Below are 19,404 nucleotides of genomic sequence, written 5' to 3'. Positions count from 1 at the left end.
CCTGGCGATGCTCGCACTGGCATGCATCAGTTACATTTTGTTGGAAAAACCTTGTGTCAGCCTGGGCAGAACAATCAACGGGAAACTGCACAGTGGTTTCACGCGGATCGTCCATTCGTAACGCCTCCAGTTTTCAGAGAACTGTCGTCACCGTCTTATAAATGAGACACCGCCCTCGGCTATACTCCCCAGCATTTGAACCGCCCGAGGACTGACTGTGAAGAACTGGACGTTGCGCCAACGCATCTTGGCGAGTTTTGCGGTGATCATCGCCATCATGTTGTTGATGGTCGTCGTCTCGTATTCGCGGCTGTTGAAGATCGAAGCCAGTGAACAAAGCGTGCGTGATGATGCGTTGCCCGGGGTGTATTACAGCTCGATGATTCGCGGTGCCTGGGTCGACAGTTTTCTGCAGATTCAGGAAATGCTCGGCCTGAAACAAGGACAGGGCATCAGCGCCGAAGACGCCGCCGACTTCAAGAGTTATGAAGTGCGTGTGCAGGATGCGATGAGTAATTACCGCACCACTGTCACAACGGCTGAAGACAGGACCGAATTCGCGACCTTCGAAAAAATGCATGAGGAGTACAGCAAACTCCTCACCGCGGTGCTCGATTTGTATACACGCAATCAAGAAGCCGAGGCCGTCAAATTGTTCAATGAACAACTGACCCCGGCGTGGACCGCAGGGCGCATGAAGCTCAACGATATCCAGCGTGAAAACAAGGCCGTCGCCGATCGGGACATGGCGAACATCGACGATTCCGTGGTCACCGCGAAAATCATCATGGGGATTTCCTTGCTGATCGCGGTGCTGGTCGCCGGCCTCTGTGGCCTGTTGCTGATGCGCGCGATCATGGCGCCGATGAATCGCATCGTGCGGATCCTCGAAATCATGCGCACAGGTGACCTCAGCGGCCGCCTGAACCTGGAGCGCAAGGACGAATTCGGCGCGGTTGAAACCGGCTTCAACGACATGATGGCCGAGCTGACCTCCCTCGTGTCCCAGGCTCAGCGCTCGTCGGTGCAAGTCACCACGTCGGTGACCGAAATCGCCGCCACCTCCAAGCAACAACAAGCCACTGCCACCGAAACGGCGGCCACCACCACTGAAATCGGTGCGACCTCTCGCGAGATCGCGGCGACCTCGCGGGATCTGGTGCGCACCATGACCGAAGTGTCGACCGCCGCCGATCAGGCTTCGGTGCTGGCCGGTTCCGGGCAACAAGGCCTGGCGCGCATGGAAGACACCATGCACTCGGTGATGGGCGCGGCTGATCTGGTCAACGCCAAATTGGCGATCCTCAACGAGAAGGCCGGCAACATCAACCAGGTCGTGGTGACCATCGTCAAAGTCGCCGACCAGACCAACCTGTTGTCGCTCAATGCCGCCATCGAAGCCGAGAAGGCCGGTGAATACGGTCGCGGATTTGCCGTGGTCGCCACCGAAGTGCGGCGCCTGGCGGATCAGACCGCCGTGGCCACTTACGACATCGAGCAGATGGTGCGCGAGATCCAGTCGGCGGTGTCGGCCGGGGTCATGGGCATGGACAAGTTCTCGGAAGAAGTGCGCCGTGGCATGTCCGAGGTGCAGCAGGTCGGCGAGCAGCTGTCGCAGATCATCCATCAGGTGCAGGCGCTGGCGCCACGGGTGTTGATGGTCAACGAAGGCATGCAGGCGCAGGCCACCGGCGCCGAACAGATCAACCATGCGCTGGTGCAGTTGGGCGATGCCAGCAGCCAGACCGTCGAGTCGTTGCGCCAGGCCAGTTTCGCCATCGACGAACTGAGCCAAGTGGCCGTGGGGCTGCGCAGCGGCGTCTCGCGATTCAAAGTCTGATGAACGAGCTCGCGACCAGACGTGGCGCGGCGATGCCGGCGAAACATGCGTTGTTCCTGGTGTTTCGCATCGGTGCCGAACGTTATGCCTTGCAAGCCGTCGAGGTGGCGGAAGTGCTGCCGCGCCTGCCATTGAAACCGATTGCCCGGGCGCCGCACTGGGTGGCGGGCGTGTTCGCCTATCGCGGCGCGGTCGTGCCGGTGATCGACCTCAGTGCGTTGACGTTCGGCCAACCGGCGCAGGCCCGCACCAGCACCCGGCTGGTGCTGGTCAACTACCGCCCCGATGACGCCACCCCGGCGCAATGGCTTGGGCTGATTCTGGAACAGGCCACCGACACCTTGCGCTGTAACCCGGCGGATTTTCAGCCCTATGGCCTCGACAATCGTCAGGCGCCGTACCTCGGGCCGGTGCGCGAAGATGCGCAAGGTTTGCTGCAATGGGTGCGGGTTGCCGATTTGCTCGACGAGCACGTTCGCGCCCTGCTGTTTCCATCGCCGCCGCTGGACCCGGCGCGGCTTGAGGAGCAGCCATGAGCAGCGATCAACGTTTTTTCGATTTCCTTAAAGCGCGCATCGGCCTCGATGTGACATCGGTCGGCCCGGCAATCATCGAGCGCGCGGTGCGTCAGCGCAGCACCGCGTCCAACGCGCTGACGGCCGATGAATATTGGCTCACGCTGCAAGGCTCGCCGGACGAACAACAAGCGCTGATCGAAGCGGTGATCGTCCCGGAAACCTGGTTTTTCCGTTACCCGGAATCCTTCGCCACCCTCGCCAGGCTGGCGGCCAAACGGCTGGCCGAGATCAACAACATGCGCGCGCTGCGGCTTCTCAGCCTGCCGTGTTCCACCGGCGAAGAACCGTACTCGATTGCCATGGCGCTGCTCGATGCCGGGCTCAAACCGCATCAATTCAAAGTCGACGGCATGGACGTCAGCCCGCTGTCGGTGGAAAAAGCCAGGCGAGCGCTGTACGGCAAGAACTCGTTTCGCGGTCAGGAGATTGCCTTTCGCGAGCGGCATTTCATTGCCGAGGGCGACGTCTATCGCCTGGGCGAGCGCGTGCTCGAACAGGTGCGATTGCAGGTCGGCAATCTGCTCGATCCGGCGTTGCTGGCGAGCGAACCGCCGTATGACTTTGTGTTCTGCCGCAACTTGCTGATCTATTTCGATCAGCCCACCCAGCAGCAAGTGTTCGAAGTGCTCAAGCGCCTGACCCACGTCGATGGCGTGCTGTTTATCGGCCCGGCCGAGGGCAGTTTGCTCGGGCGGTTTGGCATGCGCTCAATTGGTATCCCGCAGTCGTTTGCCTTCAGCCGCCACACCGCGCCAGAACCTGAGCCCATGCCTGCGCCGACGTATGTGCCGCCGCCGTTGCCCGTGCGCCAGCCGCTGCGCAATGTGACGCCGCCGGTGCGCCATCGCCCGTTCGCGACCCCCACGCCGCCCGCCGCCATCGCGAAAGCTTCAGGCGCCGCCGCGTTACTGGCCAACATTGCCGCACTGGCCAACGAAGGCAAAAGCGCCGACGCTCGCGCGGCCTGCGATGAGTATTTGCGCAATCACGAACCGGTCGCCCAAGTGTTTTACTGGCTGGGCTTGCTCAGTGATGTCGCCGGCAGCGCGCTCCAGGCCCAGGGCTTTTACCGCAAGGCGTTATACCTCGACCCGCAACACCTCGACGCGTTGATGCACCTCGCCGCCTTGCTGCAATCCCAGGGCGACACGGCGGGCGCCAGAAGATTGCAGGACCGCGCCGCCCGCAGCGAGCGCGCCGACAGTGAGCGCAAACGATGACCGCGTCTGACACCTTGAACGTCACCCATGAAGATGCCCAGGCCATCGACGACTGCTGGAACCGCATCGGTATCCACGGCGACAAGTCCTGCCCACTGCTGATCGAACACATTCATTGCCGCAATTGCGCGGTGTATTCCGCCGCCGCCACGCGCCTGCTCGACCGCTACGCGTTGCAGCAGGACGAGCGCGAGCAAGCGTCGACGACGGTGGAAAGCGACATCAAGACCCGCTCATTGCTGATGTTTCGTCTGGGCGAAGAATGGCTTGGGCTGGTGACGCGCAGCCTGGTGGAAGTGGCGCCGCTGCAAGCCATTCATTCGTTGCCGCACCAGCGCTCCCGGGCGTTGCTCGGCGTGGCGAACGTGCGCGGTGCGTTGGTTGCGTGTCTGTCGCTGGTGGAATTGCTCGGGCTCGACCCGACCAATGAGGTGCCCTCAGGCGCACGGGTTATGCCGAGGATGTTGATCATCGCCGCCCACGGTGGGCCGGTGGTGGTGCCCGTGGATGAGGTCGACGGCATTCATGCCATCGACCAGCGTCTCCTCGATGCGGCATCGCAATCCGGCACCCAGGCCAGCGCCAGGTACACCAAGGGTGTGCTGCCTTTCAAAGGTCGCAGCCTGCGTTGGCTGGATGAAGAACAGTTGCTGTCCGCCGTGACCCGGAGCCTCACATGACCCCCGAGCAAATGCGCGACGCCTCTTTGCTTGAGCTGTTCGGCCTCGAAGCCGAAGCCCAGACCCAAGTGCTGAACACTGGCCTGCTGGCGCTTGAGCGCGATCCGACCCAGGCCGCTCACCTCGAATCGTGCATGCGCGCGGCGCACTCGCTCAAAGGCGCGGCGCGGATTGTCGGCGTCGATGCCGGGGTCAGCGTCGCGCATGTGATGGAAGATTGCCTGGTCAGCGCGCAGGAAGGGCGCCTGTACCTGCGACCCGAACACATTGACGCGTTGCTGCAAGGCACCGATTTGCTGATGCGCATCGCCACGCCGAACAGTGCGCCAACGCCTGTGGACATCGAGGCATATGTGGCGCTGATGGCACGCTTGCTTGATCCGCTGGCGCTGGCCGCGCCGATCAGTACACCCATTGCGCCGTTCATGACCAAGCCTGAGCCGGACGAAGCGCCGATCGAGGTGCTGGTGCCGGTGCTCGACGCGCCATCTGCCGCGCTTGTCGAGCCACCGGCCAAGAACCGGCGCACCACGGAAAATGGCGAGCGGGTGCTGCGTGTCACCGCCGCGAGATTGAACAGCCTGCTCGATCTGTCGAGCAAATCGCTGGTGGAAACCCAGCGCCTCAAACCGCACCTGGCCACCATGCAGCGCCTCAAACGCCTGCAGAACAACGGTCTTCGAGCGCTGGAAAACCTCAACGTGCACCTCAAGGAGCATGCCTTGAGCCTGGAGGCGCAGGAATCGCTGGAAGATGCGCGGCGCTTGCTTGCGCAAGCCCAGCAGTTGCTAATCGAGAAAAATGCCGAGCTGGATGAGTTCGCCTGGCAGGCGAGTCAGCGTGCACAGGTGCTTTACGACACGGCGCTGGCCTGTCGTATGCGTCCGTTTGCCGACGTACTGAGCGGGCAAGTGCGCATGGTCCGCGACCTCGGCCGTGATTTGGGCAAACAGGTGCGCCTGGAGATCGAAGGCGAGAAGACTCAGGTCGACCGCGACGTGCTGGAAAAACTCGAAGCGCCGCTCACGCACTTGCTGCGCAATGCGGTGGATCACGGCATCGAGTCCCCGGAACAACGGCTGCTGGCCGGCAAACCGGCCGAAGGGCTGATTCGTCTGCGGGCTTCCCATCAGGCCGGGTTGCTCGTACTGGAGTTGAGTGACGATGGCCATGGCGTCGACCTGGAGAAGGTCCGCCGCAGCATCGTTGAACGCCAGTTATCCCCGGCCGACACCGCTGCGCAGTTGAGCGAAGAGGAGCTGCTGACGTTCCTGTTCCTGCCGGGGTTCAGCCTGCGGGACAAGGTCACCGAAGTCTCCGGGAGAGGCGTCGGCCTCGACGCGGTTCAGCACATGGTCCGGCAGTTGCGCGGCGCGGTGGTGCTGGAGCAGACGGCGGGCGAGGGCAGTCGCTTCCACCTCGAAGTGCCGCTGACGTTGTCAGTGGTGCGCAGCCTGGTGGTGGAGGTCGGTGACGAGGCGTACGCGTTTCCGCTGGCGCACATCGAGCGCATGTGCGACCTCCAGCCCGAGGACATCGTCCAGCTCGAAGGCCGCCAGCACTTCTGGCACGAAGGCCGGCACGTCGGGCTGGTCGCGGCCAGTCAGTTGCTGCAACGTCCGGCGAGCCAGAACAGCCAGCAAACCCTCAAAGTCGTGGTGATTCGCGAGCGTGAGGCGATTTACGGCGTGGCGGTCGAGCGTTTTATCGGCGAGCGGACCCTGGTTGTATTGCCCCTGGATGAACGTCTGGGCAAGGTGCAGGACATTTCCGCCGGGGCGTTGCTCGACGACGGTTCGGTGGTGTTGATTGTTGACGTTGAAGACATGCTGCGTTCGGTGGACAAGCTGCTGAACACCGGGCGGCTGGAGCGCATTGCGCGTCACAGCAGCCAGGCGCTCGAAGCCGCGCGCAAACGGATTCTGGTGGTCGACGATTCGCTGACCGTGCGTGAGTTGCAGCGCAAGCTGCTGCTCAATCGCGGTTACGACGTGGCCGTGGCGGTGGACGGTATGGATGGCTGGAACGCGCTGCGTTCGGAGGATTTCGATCTGCTGATTACCGACATTGATATGCCGCGCATGGATGGCATCGAACTGGTGTCACTGCTGCGCCGCGACAACCGCCTGCAATCGCTGCCGGTGATGGTGGTGTCCTACAAGGATCGCGAAGAAGATCGCCGCCGTGGACTGGACGCCGGAGCCGACTATTATCTAGCCAAGGCGAGTTTTCATGACGACGCCCTGCTTGATGCAGTGGTCGAGCTCATCGGAGGAGCGCGGGCATGAAAATCGCAATCGTCAACGACATGCCCATGGCGGTAGAGGCCCTGCGCCGCGCCTTGGCCTTCGAACCGGCGCATCAAGTGGTCTGGGTCGCGAGCAATGGCGCCGAAGCCGTGCAGCGTTGCGCCGAAAACACCCCGGACCTGATTTTGATGGACCTGATCATGCCGGTCATGGACGGCGTGGAGGCGACCCGGCGGATCATGGCCGAGACCCCGTGCGCGATTGTGATCGTCACCGTCGACCGCCAACAGAACGTCCATCGCGTGTTCGAGGCCATGGGCCACGGTGCGCTGGACGTCGTCGACACCCCGGCCGTCGGTGCCGGCAATGCTCGGGAGGCGGCCGCACCGTTGCTGCGCAAGATCATGAACATCGGTTGGTTGATCGGTGACAGCAGCAAACGCGAGCGTGCGGCGGCCAGTCCGCTGCGCAGTTCGGCGTCGCGCCAGCGCCTGATTGCAATTGGCTCGTCCGCGGGTGGCCCGGCGGCACTGGAAGTATTGCTCAAGGGTTTGCCGCGAGATTTCTCGGCAGCCATCGTATTGGTCCAGCATGTGGACCAGGTGTTCGCCGCCGGCATGGCCGAATGGCTCGGCAGCGCCAGCGGCTTGAATGTGCGCCTGGCCGTGGAAGGCGAGCCGCCGCAGGCCGGCACCGTGCTGTTGGCCGGCACCAACCACCACATCCGTTTGTTGAAAAACGGCACGCTCGCTTACACCGCTGAACCGGTCAACGAGATCTACCGGCCCTCTATCGATGTGTTTTTCGAGAGCGTGGCCAATTACTGGAACGGCGATGCGGTGGGCGTTTTGCTGACCGGCATGGGGCGCGATGGCGCGCAGGGGCTTAAACTCATGCGCCAGCAGGGTTACCTGACCATCGCTCAGGACCAGAACAGCAGCGCGGTGTATGGCATGCCGAAAGCGGCAGCAGCCATTGACGCCGCGGTGGAAATACGCCCGCTGGGCAAGATAGCGCCACGATTGCTGGAGATATTTGCCAAATGACGACAAATCGCAGCAATCCTGGCTCAGGCAGCACTCAGGTGACCGTACATGAATGATTTACAGCTCGACGACTTCAAGACCGACGAAAACGCCGCGATGGTGTTGCTGGTAGACGATCAGGCGATGATCGGCGAAGCGGTGCGGCGGGGCCTGTCGAATGAAGAAAACATCGACTTCCATTTCTGCGCCGACCCGCATCAGGCCATTGCCCAGGCGATCCGCATCAAGCCGACGGTGATCCTGCAAGACCTGGTGATGCCCGGTCTCGACGGCTTGAGTCTGGTGCGCGAATACCGCAACCACCCGGCGACCAAAGACATCCCGATCATCGTGCTGTCGACCAAGGAAGACCCGCTGATCAAGAGCGCGGCCTTCGCGGCCGGTGCCAACGATTACCTGGTCAAGCTGCCGGACACCATCGAACTGGTGGCGCGCATCCGTTATCACTCGCGCTCCTACATGACGTTGTTGCAGCGCGATGCGGCGTATCGCGCGTTGCGGGTCAGCCAGCAGCAGTTGCTCGACACCAACCTGGTGCTGCAACGCTTGATGAACTCCGACGGCCTGACCGGGCTGTCGAACCGTCGCCACTTCGACGAGCACCTGGAACTGGAATGGCGCCGTTCGCTGCGCGATCAGACGCAACTGTCGTTGTTGATGATCGACGTGGACTACTTCAAGTCGTTCAACGACAGCTTCGGGCATCTGGAAGGCGACGAAGCGTTGCGCAAAGTGGCCAGCGCCATTCGTGATGCCTGCGCTCGCCCGTCGGACCTGCCGGCCCGTTATGGCGGTGAAGAGTTCGCGCTGGTGCTGCCCAATACGTCACCGGGTGGCGCGCGGCTGGTGGCGGAAAAGCTGCGCCAGGCCGTGGCCGCGCTGAAGATTGCGCACATTGCACCCACTGAAGGCTCAAGTCTGACCGTCAGCATCGGGCTGTCTACCGTGATTCCACAGCAAGGCAGCGATTGCCGGCAGTTGATCTCGGCGGCGGACAAGGGGCTGTATCTGGCGAAGAACAATGGGCGCAATCAGGTGGGGATCGAGTAGCCGCCGACCTGATCAAGTTCTCCCCTGTGGCGAGGGCGCTTGCCCCCGTTGGGCCGCGAAGCGGCCCCTCGCACTCTCTAAGCTGTCGCCCCCCCAGCAGCAATTCACCATAGAGTTTCTCACCGCGCTTCCGACGAAAAGTCCGATGCTCAATGGTTGCCAATTGCTCCTTCCGCGCCTCGGCCGCCTTGAGTTTCGCCTGCTCCTCTCCGAACTTTTCCACATTGAATGAACGAGAAAGTTTTTTGCCGTCACGGGTCTTCGTTTGAGCGACCCAGTAAGTATTCTTGCCGTTCGTCTGTCGTGAAACACCCGCCAGGCCACTGGTGTTGGTCACCCGCAGTTTCTTACGGACGGTGCGACTGAGTTGCGGCGGGAAACGCAGCATCTGCTCATTGCGAAATCGCTCGGCAGCGGCACGCGCTGGACGCTCACCGCCATGGCTGATGAACGTAAATTCCTTGTGAACCTTCATGACGCCTTCCCGAAACAACGATACGCGCCACGCCAAAGCCCCCGACTTCTTGTGGCGCACTTTGATGATGGCGTAGTCGTTGCTGCTTGCGGCCGCGTCCGGATTATCAGAGCGCAGCAGTGCCACGTTCTCGGATGAGGTGTGATCAATCGACATACGTCACATACCCAGCCATCAAGTTCGGCCGTTGAAACGTGTCGATGCTGGCGACGCGTTGATGCATCTCCCTGACCACCTGCTTGAACGTCGCGTCGTCCATGTCGATCCAGAAACGCGGATTACGGCCGGTGAGGCGATCGTATTCGGCGGTGGTGGGGTCGAGGTGGCGGTATTCCTCGTATTGCGGCAGGTCCGGCAAGGGGCGACTGACATCCATGTAGTTCTGGATGAAATCCCACAGGGCGCACGCGGGTTGCGTTTCGGGGCCGGGGCAGAGCAGCGCGCCGAAGTTGATCATGATGTTGCGGTAGCGATGGGCGAGGTAGAGCACATTCATCGGCATGCCCTGGCTGTCCGGGGACGTGGCGATGTAGGCGTCGAACTCGTAAAACGGCGCGGTGAGTTCACCGATGGTGCCGTTCTTTTTATATTCACCGTTGTTTTTGTAGTCAAAGACGGTGACCAGACCGGTACGGCGGTTGAGTTCCCAGATGGGGCCGCGGGAGGGTTTTATCCAGAGGCTGGGGAAGTGTTTTATGACTATTGAACCGATTGCCCAGGATAGAAGTGGTACGCCGAGGAACCAAGAGTAGTACTCGATAAGGGAGTTTTTTGTGAACGCCCACCAAGATTCATCTACCAACGAGATTAATGAGATGTGACCGGGAATACTAAATATAAAACATATGTAAAAGATCCATTTCCCCAAAAGCCTCATGTATAGCCAGAAGTGGGAGCTCGTTGGGAGAAGTGAGTGCCTGAAGCGCTCATGGTCATCCCTTATGTGGAAATCAATAAGTTCATATGGGGTTGGGGTGTAGTTCTTAGTGGCTGTTTGTTCTTCGCGTTGCCTTTTGGCTTTTTCTTGATATCGAATGTCTGTTGGCGAGTAATCTTCCACAAAGCTAACCGGGCATACTTCATCTGCGTTGCCCCAAGGCAATCTAACTTTTGCGAAGCGCATGATCCAGGATCGTTCAGATGAGCGATCTTGTTGAGGTACCTCGCTCGCCCCATAGGCAGCTTCGGCGTAATACGATTCCTGAATCATTAGTTATTCCGGGATTTATTTGTAAATTCGTCGGCCCAATAAAGTTGGCCTACGTTGTCGAAGTCTGGCTTGTGGCCATGGAGTTTTACGTGGTTGGTTTGCGCGATTGAATCCGAAGAGTTTCTCTGTCGCTCAATCGACATACGTCACATACCCAGCCATCAAGTTCGGCCGTTGAAACGTATCGATGCTGGCGACGCGTTGGTGCATCTCCTTGACCACCTGCTTGAACGTCGCGTCGTCCATGTCGATCCAGAAACGCGGATTACGGCCGGTGAGGCGGTCGTATTCAGCGGTGGTGGGGTCGAGGTGGCGGTATTCCTCGTATTGCGGCAAGTCCGGCAAGGGGCGACTGACATCCATGTAGTTCTGGATGAAATCCCACAGGGCGCACGCGGGTTGCGTTTCGGGGCCGGGGCAAAGCAGCGCGCCGAAGTTGATCATGATGTTGCGGTAGCGATGGGCGAGGTAGAGCACATTCATCGGCATGCCCTGGCTGTCCGGGGACGTGGCGATGTAGGCGTCAAACTCGTAGAACGGCGCGGTGAGTTCACCGATGGTGCCGTTCTTTTTATATTCACCGTTGTTTTTGTAGTCAAAGACGGTGACCAGACCGGTACGGCGGTTGAGTTCCCAGATGGGGCCGCGGGAGGGTTTTATCCAGAGGTTGGGAAGTTTATGTATTACTAGCTTTCCAACTGTCCATGATATTAATGGAACTCCGAGAGCTATGGAGGAGAATTTTAATAGGTAATACGCTGTTTCTATCCGGTCCTCATCGGTGGTAATTAGTATTAGGAGAGAGGTTGCCGACATTATAAATAACAAAAACCAAAATATAAATCTGCCTATCGAATATAAGTGAATCCAGAACTGGGAGCTTACGGGAAGGAGTGCATATCTAAAGCGCTCGTGGTCATCCGTCATGTGAAAATCAATAAGCTCGTAAGGGCTCGAACAATAGGTTCCTCTGGCTATTTGATCATTGCGCTCTCTCTTGATTTGTTCTTGATGTCGAAGATCGTTTGGCGAGTAATCCTCAACAAAACTTACGGGGCATACATCATCTGGGTTCCCCCAAGGCAATCTGGCCTTAGCAAAGCGCATGATCCACGACCGTTCAGTTGATCGCTCTTGCTGAGGTGTTTCGCTAGCCCCGTAGGCAGTTTTGGCGTAATACGATTCCTGAATCATTAGTTACTATTCCGGGATTTATTTGTAAATTCGTCGGCCCAATAAAGTTTGCCTAGGCTTCCAAAATCCGGCTTTTTGTGCGGGGCATCAAATGGAGTGCCGTCCTTTGGCGGTGGAGCAGGAAAGTGCCAGAGTTGATTTCTTTGTTCAAGTACACATTGTGCTCTTACTTGCCATTGTTGTGAGACGCCAGAGGAGCCTGTCGCTAAATCGAAGGCGTAGTTTGGTGGGGTTTCGAAAAACAGTTCTAGGCCCTGTGGTAGCAATTTTTGTGCTTTAGGCGAGACGAGTTGACTATGGGTCAGCTTCTTAAACTGTACAGTTTCACTTTTTATGCGCCCGCCTTTGACTTCGAATGTGTTGAGTCGGCAATGAGCGTTAATGTTGAGTGTGCCCACGCTGGATATTAAGCCCGGCAAGTTACTTTCGATACGAATGCAGGTATTTGACGAGATTACTTGAAAAGGTGTCTTGGCATGAATGTCATGTTTGGCATTGGGTACAAATTCAGGATTGTTACCAATGTTTATGCGGATGTCTGCAAACAAACTGATCAGGTAGTAAAAGCCGCTCTGAGGATCTAGCAGATGGACATTGTCTGAATGGACTTGAGTGCCGAAAGGGCCGTTAACCAGCCATTCTTCGATGGGTTTGTCAGTGAGCCACCAAGCAATTCCGGCGCCGATTACGATCAAGATCAGCGCTACCCAACCCGCCGGGCCAAGACCAAGAAAGGTGGCGGTGGGGACAATCAGGCTACTGACCGCGCTGAGGGAGCCGCCTACAGCCATCATCAACTGGCCCCACATTGCATCGTCGCCCCACTTTCGTGCGTACCAAGCGTCGTAAAAATTAATAAAAGCGAAAACAGCCCCGCTTGTTATTTGCGCTATGAGGCGCGCGGTTAATTTTCTGACCAAGCGCTTTTCGAAGCGACGGAAGACTGTTTTTGCTGCGTCATCTGGAATAGTAAAAAAAACTTTTCGGCCAGCCATTAAAACTGAGTTGTTAGCGGCGAGTTTTACAGTCAACATTTCCAGCGCAATAGCCAGATCAATCAGTGTTCCCCCCGCCCCGACAACTGCTCTTCCAAGCCCTTTCTCTCTTGTGGTCTGTTTGAGTGAGTTAATCTCCGTCCTTACATTCCAAACCTCCAACATCAAAACCCCAGCCGCAAACGGCAATGAGCCCAACACGCGATGCACCCGGCTGTTCGCCAACCCCGAATGTTCATCCACACCCCGCTGCAACGCCCCTTTCACTTTCGCGTTATCCGCCCCCCGAGCCTCCACATCCTCTTTATGCACCGCATTAATCCGCCGATTCAGCACACTAAGATTCCGCGCCGTCGGATGCTCCACCGGCATCACCAGCAGTTTGTAGTTACCTGTGCGAGGAACGCTCGGTATCTCGAATGCATCAGCAGCATTCCCGACTTGCAACGGCCGCCCCTGAGCATCCAGATATTCCCCCATCACCCGCCGAGGCCGCTGATCCCCCGTCGGCACATCGGTCAAACCAAAGAGGTAATACCGCTGCGGATCCGCATCGCGGCGGTTGATGAAGTGCATCTCGCCGAAAGTGTTCGGCATCAAACTGCGCAACAGCCCCACGCCAAGCCCATGCAGATAGGCACTGGTGGGGGCGACATTCGCGCTCTGTGTCGCGGACGGTTTGTTCACCGCACCGCTGGCCGTTTCGACGGCGCCCGCCAGATTTTCGTAAATGCTGACCAGCGTCCCTACCGCCGCTTTCGATTGGCCGGTGAGGGTGCTGTTCAGGCTGCCGCTGGCCAGTAAACCTTCCAGCAAATGCCCGTCCAGGTGTTCGACCTGCGGGTAGTAAGGGCCGGGGTCGGTTTCGAATACGGCGAGGTGTTCGGCGCGCAGCCGACCATCGCCCTCGTTCGGTGATTTCTCGGTTGACGGCTGAAAAGGCGCGTCCAATTCACCTTCACTGACCGCAGGCCAGAGCATCCCGTGCAGCGGATGCGCCAGGTCATGAGCGATGTCGTTGAGCAACGTCTGGCCGACGCTGGCCTGCGGGCTGTAAAGGCTCAACCCGGTCAGCGCATTGGTGACATCGCCATTGCGGGCCAGCGGATCGAGTTGCGCGGGCACGGTGGCGAGGCTCGCGATAACCTGGCTCACGGCAAACAGCGCAGCCAGGTAATCAAAACCATCGAGGCTCAAATGATCGGCCAGGGTTTGCTGCGTGACCGGTTGTTGCAGGCACTCGGCAAGCAGCGCCTGCGCCATGTTCAGTTGTTGCCAGAGCAGGGCGCGTTCGGTGGTGGCGGTGAAGCGGTTGATGTCACGGCGCCCGGCCTCTTTCACTTTGTCGAAGCAGGCGTGTAACGGGTTTTTCTGGCCGCCGATGGTCGGCGGCACGATCAGTTGCTGAACCATGACCGCGCTGGCGTGATGCGGGTGAAGGCTGGCGCGCTCGGCATACTGCGTCAGCAATTGCTGTAGGTGCTGGATCTGCGAAACCAGATGCCGCACGCGGTGGCGCGGATCTTCCAGCAGCACGCCGCACACATGCCGTTGGCGAGCCGCCTCCAATACGTCGACGACGGTGGGTTGGGGTTGCCACAGATCGGCTTCATCGGTGGTGGGCGTTTTTCCACGCAATTGATTCAGCAACGTGGCGAGGCAATCGGCCCAGGCGCTGGTTTCGAAGGTGTCAGGCGGTGCGGGCGTGGCGCCGTGTTCCCATTGATCAAGGCAGGCCTGGGCTTCAGATTTACGCTGCGCCGCGAATTGCCCCGAGAGGTCGCACACATAACGGCCGGGATGCTCCAGCGCATATTCGAAACCGCTTTGACGTGCCCGTTGCGGGGCGACCAGCCCGACTGGAAAAGCCCGCGCGGCCAGGTTGCGCCAGGCGATGCTGGCTTTCGTCGCGGCATCGGACTTTTTTGCATCCCGCGCATCGAAGCGACCAAAGGCCTCGAGCATCGCCGACCCATCGGGCTGCTCGTCGAAAAGCCGCTCGAACGTCTGGTGCTCGCACTGCAACGCGGGGCTCTGACAGCGCTGGGCACGCAACGCCGCATCGGCCTCGAGACGTTTGATACGTGCAGCGCTGAGCTGGATTTCGCTGAAGCACAGTTGCACCGCTTCAGCAGGTCGGTTGTTCCAAGTGGCGGGCAGCCAGATGTCGCTAAGATCGACACCGCTGGCCTGTCGGTAGTCGTTGCTGAGTTGCTGATCCTGGCGGTATGCCTGCAGGTCGATATCGCGGTACGTCGTGAGCTCGCCGTTCTGCTGCACTTCCAGCTCACGCCACAGGCGTTCGCGGTAAAACACATAGACATAGCCGCTGCGGCACAGCACCGGCGTGCCGAGGTCGTACTTGCTGCGAGTCCCGGGCAGCGCGACGAACGGCAGCACCGGCACGATCTGATTCCACTGGGTTTGCAGTTGACGCGGGGTGACCCGCGCGTCCTCCAGCAACGGCAGGCGAATGGGCGGCCCTTGGCGGGTGGCGATTTCCAGCCACAGCTGATGCTTGAGCTGTGCCGACCAATCCCACACAAACAATTCGCTGTGCACGCGGGTCGAACGTTCGGTTTCGCACACCGCCTCATCGGTGAGGGCCTGGATGGGATCGAGGCCGGTCTGATCGACGATCAGCAGCCGCTGGTTTCTGGAGTGCCCCGTGCCGATCACTTGAACGATCAGCTTGTCGCGTTCGCAGCCGGGGCCAGCGGTCAATTTCCCGAGGCGCGTCATGACTGCGCCTGCGTGCAATGGGTGCTCAGGAATGCACTCATGGCGTCACTGTCGTCGATGCCCTGAGCCAGGGCTTGCGCCATCAACTGGTTGGCTTGCACGAATGAATGTTGGGGATGTTGTTGCCACCATTGATAGAGAAACTGCTCATTGCGCTGGCGCATCAAGGCTTGTTCCTGGGCGGCGCTCAGCACCATTTCCCGGTGTGTCCGTTCAAGGCTCCAGCCTGTCGCGTGGGGGTTGTCCAGTTGCTGCCAGCCGTTTTCACCGGTTGCCTGGGTGGCCCACGTCGCACCGAACCAGCGCAGATGAGTGATCGGGCCCAGCCACAGGCTGAGGTCCTGTGCCGTACAGGCGCCGAAAAAATAGCTGGCGACGGTCGGATTGCTGTAGCGCAGGACGCCTTTGCGTTGCAGGTCGAATTTGACGAATAGAATCTGGCGCAAATGCGCGAGTACCGAGGGCGTGTCACAGGCGCTTTCGATCAGCAGGCCGGGCCATTGCGTCGGGGTTTGCTCGATCGCCTGGGTGAGCGTCGGCTGGTGGTCCAGCCGGACCAGCAGCGGGCTGTGCTCGGCGCAACCGTTGAGTGACGTGCCGGCGAACAGCCTCTGGGTGTCCGGGTGTGTCGTCATGTTGTAAAGGGTTTTGAGCTGAGCGGCGGGTCGCTCCAACAGCATCCAGGCGTTCATGAGCGGTCTCCATGGCCCAGGGCTTTACGGCATTGGCAGTCGCTCAGCGGGCAGTCCATCGGCGTTCCACCACTGGGCATTTGGCAGAGTTCAATCAAGGCTTCATCGCCGAGTAGTTGTTTGAGTAGCGCGGTTGAAACCGTTTCGGGGAATAGTCGTTTGTGGGTGTCGAGCGTCACCGATGCCGCGGCCACGACCGGCATCGGCGCTCCCCCCGGCTCGATGGGCACACTGCTGAAAATCCCCGCCGCGTTGAGCGTGATCCATGCGTTGCCAGCCTGGATCGTGGCGCTGTCGCCGCCATCGATGACAATGTGTTCGCCGGCGCTGAAGTGGGCCCGCTGTTGCGCGCTAAACAGCTGGCTGGTGACGCGAATATGGCAGTCGCCATGCACGGTCAGATGGTCGTCCTGCCTGATTTCAGTCAGCCGGTTGCCGTGGGTGATGCGCTGTTCTTCGGCATGCAGCTCATGATGAGCGTTACCCGCGACCACGATGCTGCGCTGGTTGTCGACTTGAACCCGCTCGTCGTTCAGCACGTGCTGTACGTAATCGCGTTGCGCACGAATGGAGATTTCCTCGGCGCCCTTGCGATCTTCGATGCGCAGTTCGTTGAAACCGGCGCCGCCAGGGCTGCTTTGGGTCTTGAAGGTGCTGCGGGTTTTTTCGGCTGGGAGATCGAGCGGCGGGCGATTCGCCCCATTGGGCAGGCAGGCGACGATCATGGGTTTGTCCGGGTCGCCCTGATAGAAACTGACGATCACCTCCATGCCGACGCGGGGTATCAGCACGCTGCCATAACGGTCGTGAGCCCAGCCGCTGGCGACTCGCACCCAGCAACTGGAATGATCGTTCTGCTCGCCGTCGCGGTCCCAGGGAAACTGAATACGCACACGACCATATTCGTCGCAGTGAATCTCTTCGCCTGGCGGGCCACAGACCACCGCCTGCTGATAGCCGCCGATCGTGGTTTTGGGGTGGTTGAGCGCGGGCCTGAAAGGCGTGTCCCACGGTGTGGCGAGAAAGGTGTTGCTATAGCCCTGGGAAAAGTCATCGCCGGGGGCATCGGTGACCGACTCTTCCAGCACTTGCGGTTGTTTTCCGGTGTGGCGGACTTCCGTCAGCAACCACAAGTCGTTCCATTCCTGGCACGGGTGGCCGGTCAGGGGCAGGAAATGGCCACTGAGCAACATCGGCTGATCGCTACATCCAGTGGCTAGCCGATAATCGCTGCGGTGTCGTTCAAGTGCTCGCCGGGCGCGGTGTCTGCCGTGTTCGCGATCGGTGAATTGGCCCGCAAATCCGTAGTCTTCGAGTCGCAGCGCAGAAGGCTCTTTTGCGGCACTTTCCAATTGCAGCAGGGGCTTCTCGAAGTCGTAGTCGCGGCGCGTCACGGCAGTGGGGCGGGTTTCCACCACGACGGAGAAGGCGTTGACCACCGGTTCATCGGCGACCAGCCCGCTGTCTTGCAGGTAGGCGGTGGGGCGATGGAGCCTGGGGAAGACGGTCTGATCATCGCCGAACACCAGCACGTGCCCCTCGCGGCTGTGCTCGAAGTGATAGTGCAGGCCTTCTTCTTCGCAGAGTCGTTGCAGGAAATGCAGGCAACTCTCGTCGTGCTGAACGCAATAGTCCCGTGGGCGATATTCCGTGCCGAAGGCAAAACGGTAGCTATTACGCAGGATGCCGTGGCTTTCCAGTACCTGGGCGATGATCTGCGGCACGTTCAGCTTCTGGAATATTTTCTGGTCGAAACGGTGGCCGAGCCAGGCAAGGCTGGGCATCAGGCTGACTTGGTAGTGGGTCAGGCGCTTGCCCGTGTTGCCCTGGCCGATCCGGTAAACCTGGCCATGAATGCCGGCGCCGTGGCGGTCAAAACTGAGGAAAGCCGTCCGATGCAGCAGGCTTTCCAGATCCAGGTCGGGACGTTCGCTGACCAGTTTCAGATCGAAGCGAAAGGGTTGGCTGATGGCTTCCTTGCCGGTGAATTCGAGGACTTGCAAGTCGTGGGTAAGACCCTCGATGTCCAGGAGGAAAGAGGCTTGATTGGCAGGGCTGAACATCACACGTCCCTTGTGCTTGTTTGGAAGGGCGGGACTGTGACGGAGTGAAAGTCGGGTTTATGCCGGGCAATTCTGTTTCTGGTGTAGGAAGAGTTACTTTGTTTGTGGGGATTTTTCTTAGAGAAAGTTTCTTGCGTTTGAGGCTGTCAAAACGCAATTGGCCCGAATTCAGTCCGCCAGGCGGGCTGCCGTGACGGGCTGATTCCGGTATACTCGCCGGCTTTCAAAAGTTCGCCAACGAGTGCCGCCCGCCATGGAAATCAACCCGATCCTTAACAGCATCAAGGACCTGTCCGAGCGCTCCGAAACTATTCGGGGGTATCTTTGACTACGATCAAAAGCATGAGCGTCTGACTGAAGTCAATCGCGAGCTTGAAGATCCGAGTGTCTGGAACAACCCGTCGTACGCCCAGGAACTGGGCCGCGAGCGTTCGCTGCTGGCGCAGATCGTCGAAACCCTCGACGAAATGCACTCCGGCCTGGCCGACGCCAAAGACTTGCTGCTGATGTCCGCCGAAGAAGAAGACCAGGCCGCCGTCGATGACGTCGCCGCCGAAGTCGAGCGCCTGCGCGAGTCGCTGGAAAAACTCGAATTCCGTCGCATGTTCAGCGGTGAGATGGACGCCAACAACGCCTACCTGGACATCCAGGCCGGCTCCGGCGGTACCGAAGCCCAGGACTGGGCCAACATCCTGTTGCGCATGTACCTGCGCTGGGCTGACAAACGCGGTTTCGACGCGACCATCATGGAGCTGTCGGCCGGTGAAGTCGCCGGCATCAAAGGCGCCACGGTCCACATCAAGGGTGAATACGCCTTTGGCTGGTTGCGTACCGAGATCGGCGTGCACCGTCTGGTGCGCAAGAGCCCGTTCGACTCCGGCAACCGCCGCCACACCTCGTTCTCGGCGGTATTCGTGTCCCCGGAAATCGATGACAACATCGAAATCGACATCAACCCGTCGGACCTGCGGATCGATACCTATCGTTCCTCCGGCGCCGGTGGTCAGCACGTAAACACCACCGACTCGGCCGTACGGATCACCCACGTACCGTCCAACACCGTGGTCAGCTGCCAGAACGAACGCTCCCAGCACGCCAACAAAGACACCGCGATGAAAATGTTGCGGGCGCGCTTGTACGAGCAGGAAGTGCAGAAACGCAACGCCGCCTCCCAGGCCCTGGAAGACACCAAGTCGGACATCGGCTGGGGTCACCAGATTCGCTCTTATGTGCTCGATGCGTCGCGAATCAAGGATTTGCGCACTAACATCGAACGCAGCGACTGCGACAAGGTGCTCGACGGCGACATCGACGAATACCTGGTGGCCAGCCTGAAGCAAGGCCTGTAAACCGCCAGTCAGACCTTAAGT

At 59.7% G+C, this 19,404-nt stretch carries 14 protein-coding genes; 8 read left to right on the top strand and 6 right to left on the bottom strand.

Going from position 1 to position 19,404, the window contains the following annotated elements; translation table 11 throughout:
- Nucleotides 1–217 precede the first annotated feature (217 nt).
- The 7 genes from ACQKP4_RS09170 to ACQKP4_RS09140 are packed head-to-tail and all read left to right on the top strand — an operon-like array spanning nt 218 to nt 8,663.
- Complete coding sequence (locus tag ACQKP4_RS09170) at nt 218–1,840, top strand: methyl-accepting chemotaxis protein (RefSeq protein WP_427632387.1); 1,623 nt, start codon at nt 218–220, stop codon at nt 1,838–1,840.
- Nucleotides 1,840–2,376: a chemotaxis protein CheW gene (locus ACQKP4_RS09165; RefSeq protein ID WP_427632385.1), complete on the top strand. Its 537-nt coding sequence runs from the start codon at nt 1,840–1,842 to the stop codon at nt 2,374–2,376. Before ACQKP4_RS09170 ends, ACQKP4_RS09165 begins: the two co-directional genes overlap by 1 nt.
- Complete coding sequence (locus ACQKP4_RS09160) at nt 2,373–3,638, top strand: CheR family methyltransferase (RefSeq protein ID WP_427632383.1); 1,266 nt, start codon at nt 2,373–2,375, stop codon at nt 3,636–3,638. Before ACQKP4_RS09165 ends, ACQKP4_RS09160 begins: the two co-directional genes overlap by 4 nt.
- Nucleotides 3,635–4,318, top strand: a complete 684-nt coding sequence (locus ACQKP4_RS09155) for a chemotaxis protein CheW (RefSeq protein ID WP_427632381.1) — start codon at nt 3,635–3,637, stop codon at nt 4,316–4,318. The genes ACQKP4_RS09160 and ACQKP4_RS09155 overlap by 4 nt, the downstream gene beginning before the upstream one ends.
- The gene (locus tag ACQKP4_RS09150; RefSeq protein WP_427632379.1) at nt 4,315–6,606 is read left to right on the top strand and encodes a hybrid sensor histidine kinase/response regulator; all 2,292 of its coding nucleotides are present in this window, start codon (nt 4,315–4,317) and stop codon (nt 6,604–6,606) included. The genes ACQKP4_RS09155 and ACQKP4_RS09150 overlap by 4 nt, the downstream gene beginning before the upstream one ends.
- Complete coding sequence (locus ACQKP4_RS09145) at nt 6,603–7,613, top strand: chemotaxis response regulator protein-glutamate methylesterase (protein ID WP_427632377.1); 1,011 nt, start codon at nt 6,603–6,605, stop codon at nt 7,611–7,613. Before ACQKP4_RS09150 ends, ACQKP4_RS09145 begins: the two co-directional genes overlap by 4 nt.
- 48 nt (nt 7,614–7,661) lie before the next feature.
- Nucleotides 7,662–8,663: a diguanylate cyclase domain-containing protein gene (locus ACQKP4_RS09140; protein ID WP_427632375.1), complete on the top strand. Its 1,002-nt coding sequence runs from the start codon at nt 7,662–7,664 to the stop codon at nt 8,661–8,663.
- Here ACQKP4_RS09140 and ACQKP4_RS09135 read toward each other — a convergent pair.
- From ACQKP4_RS09135 to ACQKP4_RS09110, 6 genes are all read right to left on the bottom strand, one after another.
- On the bottom strand, nt 8,554–9,294 hold the full coding sequence (locus ACQKP4_RS09135; protein WP_427632373.1) for an AP2/ERF family transcription factor: 741 nt from the start codon (nt 9,292–9,294) through the stop codon (nt 8,554–8,556). The two genes, ACQKP4_RS09140 and ACQKP4_RS09135, sit on opposite strands and share 110 nt — an antisense overlap.
- On the bottom strand, nt 9,284–10,348 hold the full coding sequence (locus tag ACQKP4_RS09130; RefSeq protein ID WP_427632371.1) for a hypothetical protein: 1,065 nt from the start codon (nt 10,346–10,348) through the stop codon (nt 9,284–9,286). The genes ACQKP4_RS09135 and ACQKP4_RS09130 overlap by 11 nt, the downstream gene beginning before the upstream one ends.
- Nucleotides 10,349–10,480: 132 nt before the next feature.
- Entirely contained in the window at nt 10,481–11,542 is a 1,062-nt protein-coding gene (locus tag ACQKP4_RS09125; protein ID WP_427632369.1) for a hypothetical protein, read from the bottom strand.
- Nucleotides 11,542–15,279 carry a toxin VasX gene (locus ACQKP4_RS09120; protein ID WP_427632367.1) on the bottom strand — a complete coding sequence of 1,246 codons (3,738 nt, stop codon included), beginning with the start codon at nt 15,277–15,279 and terminating at the stop codon, nt 11,542–11,544. The genes ACQKP4_RS09125 and ACQKP4_RS09120 overlap by 1 nt, the downstream gene beginning before the upstream one ends.
- Complete coding sequence (locus ACQKP4_RS09115) at nt 15,276–15,971, bottom strand: DUF4123 domain-containing protein (RefSeq protein WP_427632365.1); 696 nt, start codon at nt 15,969–15,971, stop codon at nt 15,276–15,278. Before ACQKP4_RS09115 ends, ACQKP4_RS09120 begins: the two co-directional genes overlap by 4 nt.
- Nucleotides 15,968–18,034 (bottom strand): type VI secretion system tip protein VgrG, encoded by a 2,067-nt coding sequence (locus tag ACQKP4_RS09110; protein ID WP_427632364.1) that lies wholly within the window; start codon nt 18,032–18,034, stop codon nt 15,968–15,970. Before ACQKP4_RS09110 ends, ACQKP4_RS09115 begins: the two co-directional genes overlap by 4 nt.
- Nucleotides 18,035–18,287: 253 nt before the next feature.
- Here ACQKP4_RS09110 and prfB point away from each other — a divergent pair.
- A protein-coding gene (gene prfB, locus ACQKP4_RS09105; RefSeq protein WP_150630852.1) for a peptide chain release factor 2 occupies nt 18,288–19,383 on the top strand; the annotation gives its coding sequence in 2 pieces (ribosomal slippage) (nt 18,288–18,359 and nt 18,361–19,383; 1,095 coding nt in all).
- The last annotated feature ends 21 nt before the right edge of the window (nt 19,384–19,404 follow it).

The organism is Pseudomonas sp. NPDC086278, assembly GCF_050280905.1.
In the GTDB taxonomy this organism is placed as follows: Bacteria; Pseudomonadota; Gammaproteobacteria; order Pseudomonadales; family Pseudomonadaceae; genus Aquipseudomonas.
Note: the sequence above shows the minus strand (reverse complement) of the source record. Positions and strands in the feature narration are given on the sequence as shown.

Bases quoted from the DNA above. Each gene is read 5' to 3' on its own strand.
- ACQKP4_RS09165 (WP_427632385.1), top strand. From the start codon at position 1,840: ATGAACGAGCTCGCGACCAGACGTGGCGCGGCGATGCCGGCGAAACAT.
- ACQKP4_RS09160 (WP_427632383.1), top strand. From the start codon at position 2,373: ATGAGCAGCGATCAACGTTTTTTCGATTTCCTTAAAGCGCGCATCGGC.
- ACQKP4_RS09155 (WP_427632381.1), top strand. From the start codon at position 3,635: ATGACCGCGTCTGACACCTTGAACGTCACCCATGAAGATGCCCAGGCC.
- ACQKP4_RS09150 (WP_427632379.1), top strand. From the start codon at position 4,315: ATGACCCCCGAGCAAATGCGCGACGCCTCTTTGCTTGAGCTGTTCGGC.
- ACQKP4_RS09145 (WP_427632377.1), top strand. From the start codon at position 6,603: ATGAAAATCGCAATCGTCAACGACATGCCCATGGCGGTAGAGGCCCTG.
- ACQKP4_RS09140 (WP_427632375.1), top strand. From the start codon at position 7,662: ATGAATGATTTACAGCTCGACGACTTCAAGACCGACGAAAACGCCGCG.
- ACQKP4_RS09135 (WP_427632373.1), bottom strand. From the start codon at position 9,294: ATGTCGATTGATCACACCTCATCCGAGAACGTGGCACTGCTGCGCTCT.
- ACQKP4_RS09130 (WP_427632371.1), bottom strand. From the start codon at position 10,348: ATGATTCAGGAATCGTATTACGCCGAAGCTGCCTATGGGGCGAGCGAG.
- ACQKP4_RS09125 (WP_427632369.1), bottom strand. From the start codon at position 11,542: ATGATTCAGGAATCGTATTACGCCAAAACTGCCTACGGGGCTAGCGAA.
- ACQKP4_RS09120 (WP_427632367.1), bottom strand. From the start codon at position 15,279: ATGACGCGCCTCGGGAAATTGACCGCTGGCCCCGGCTGCGAACGCGAC.
- ACQKP4_RS09115 (WP_427632365.1), bottom strand. From the start codon at position 15,971: ATGAACGCCTGGATGCTGTTGGAGCGACCCGCCGCTCAGCTCAAAACC.
- ACQKP4_RS09110 (WP_427632364.1), bottom strand. From the start codon at position 18,034: ATGTTCAGCCCTGCCAATCAAGCCTCTTTCCTCCTGGACATCGAGGGT.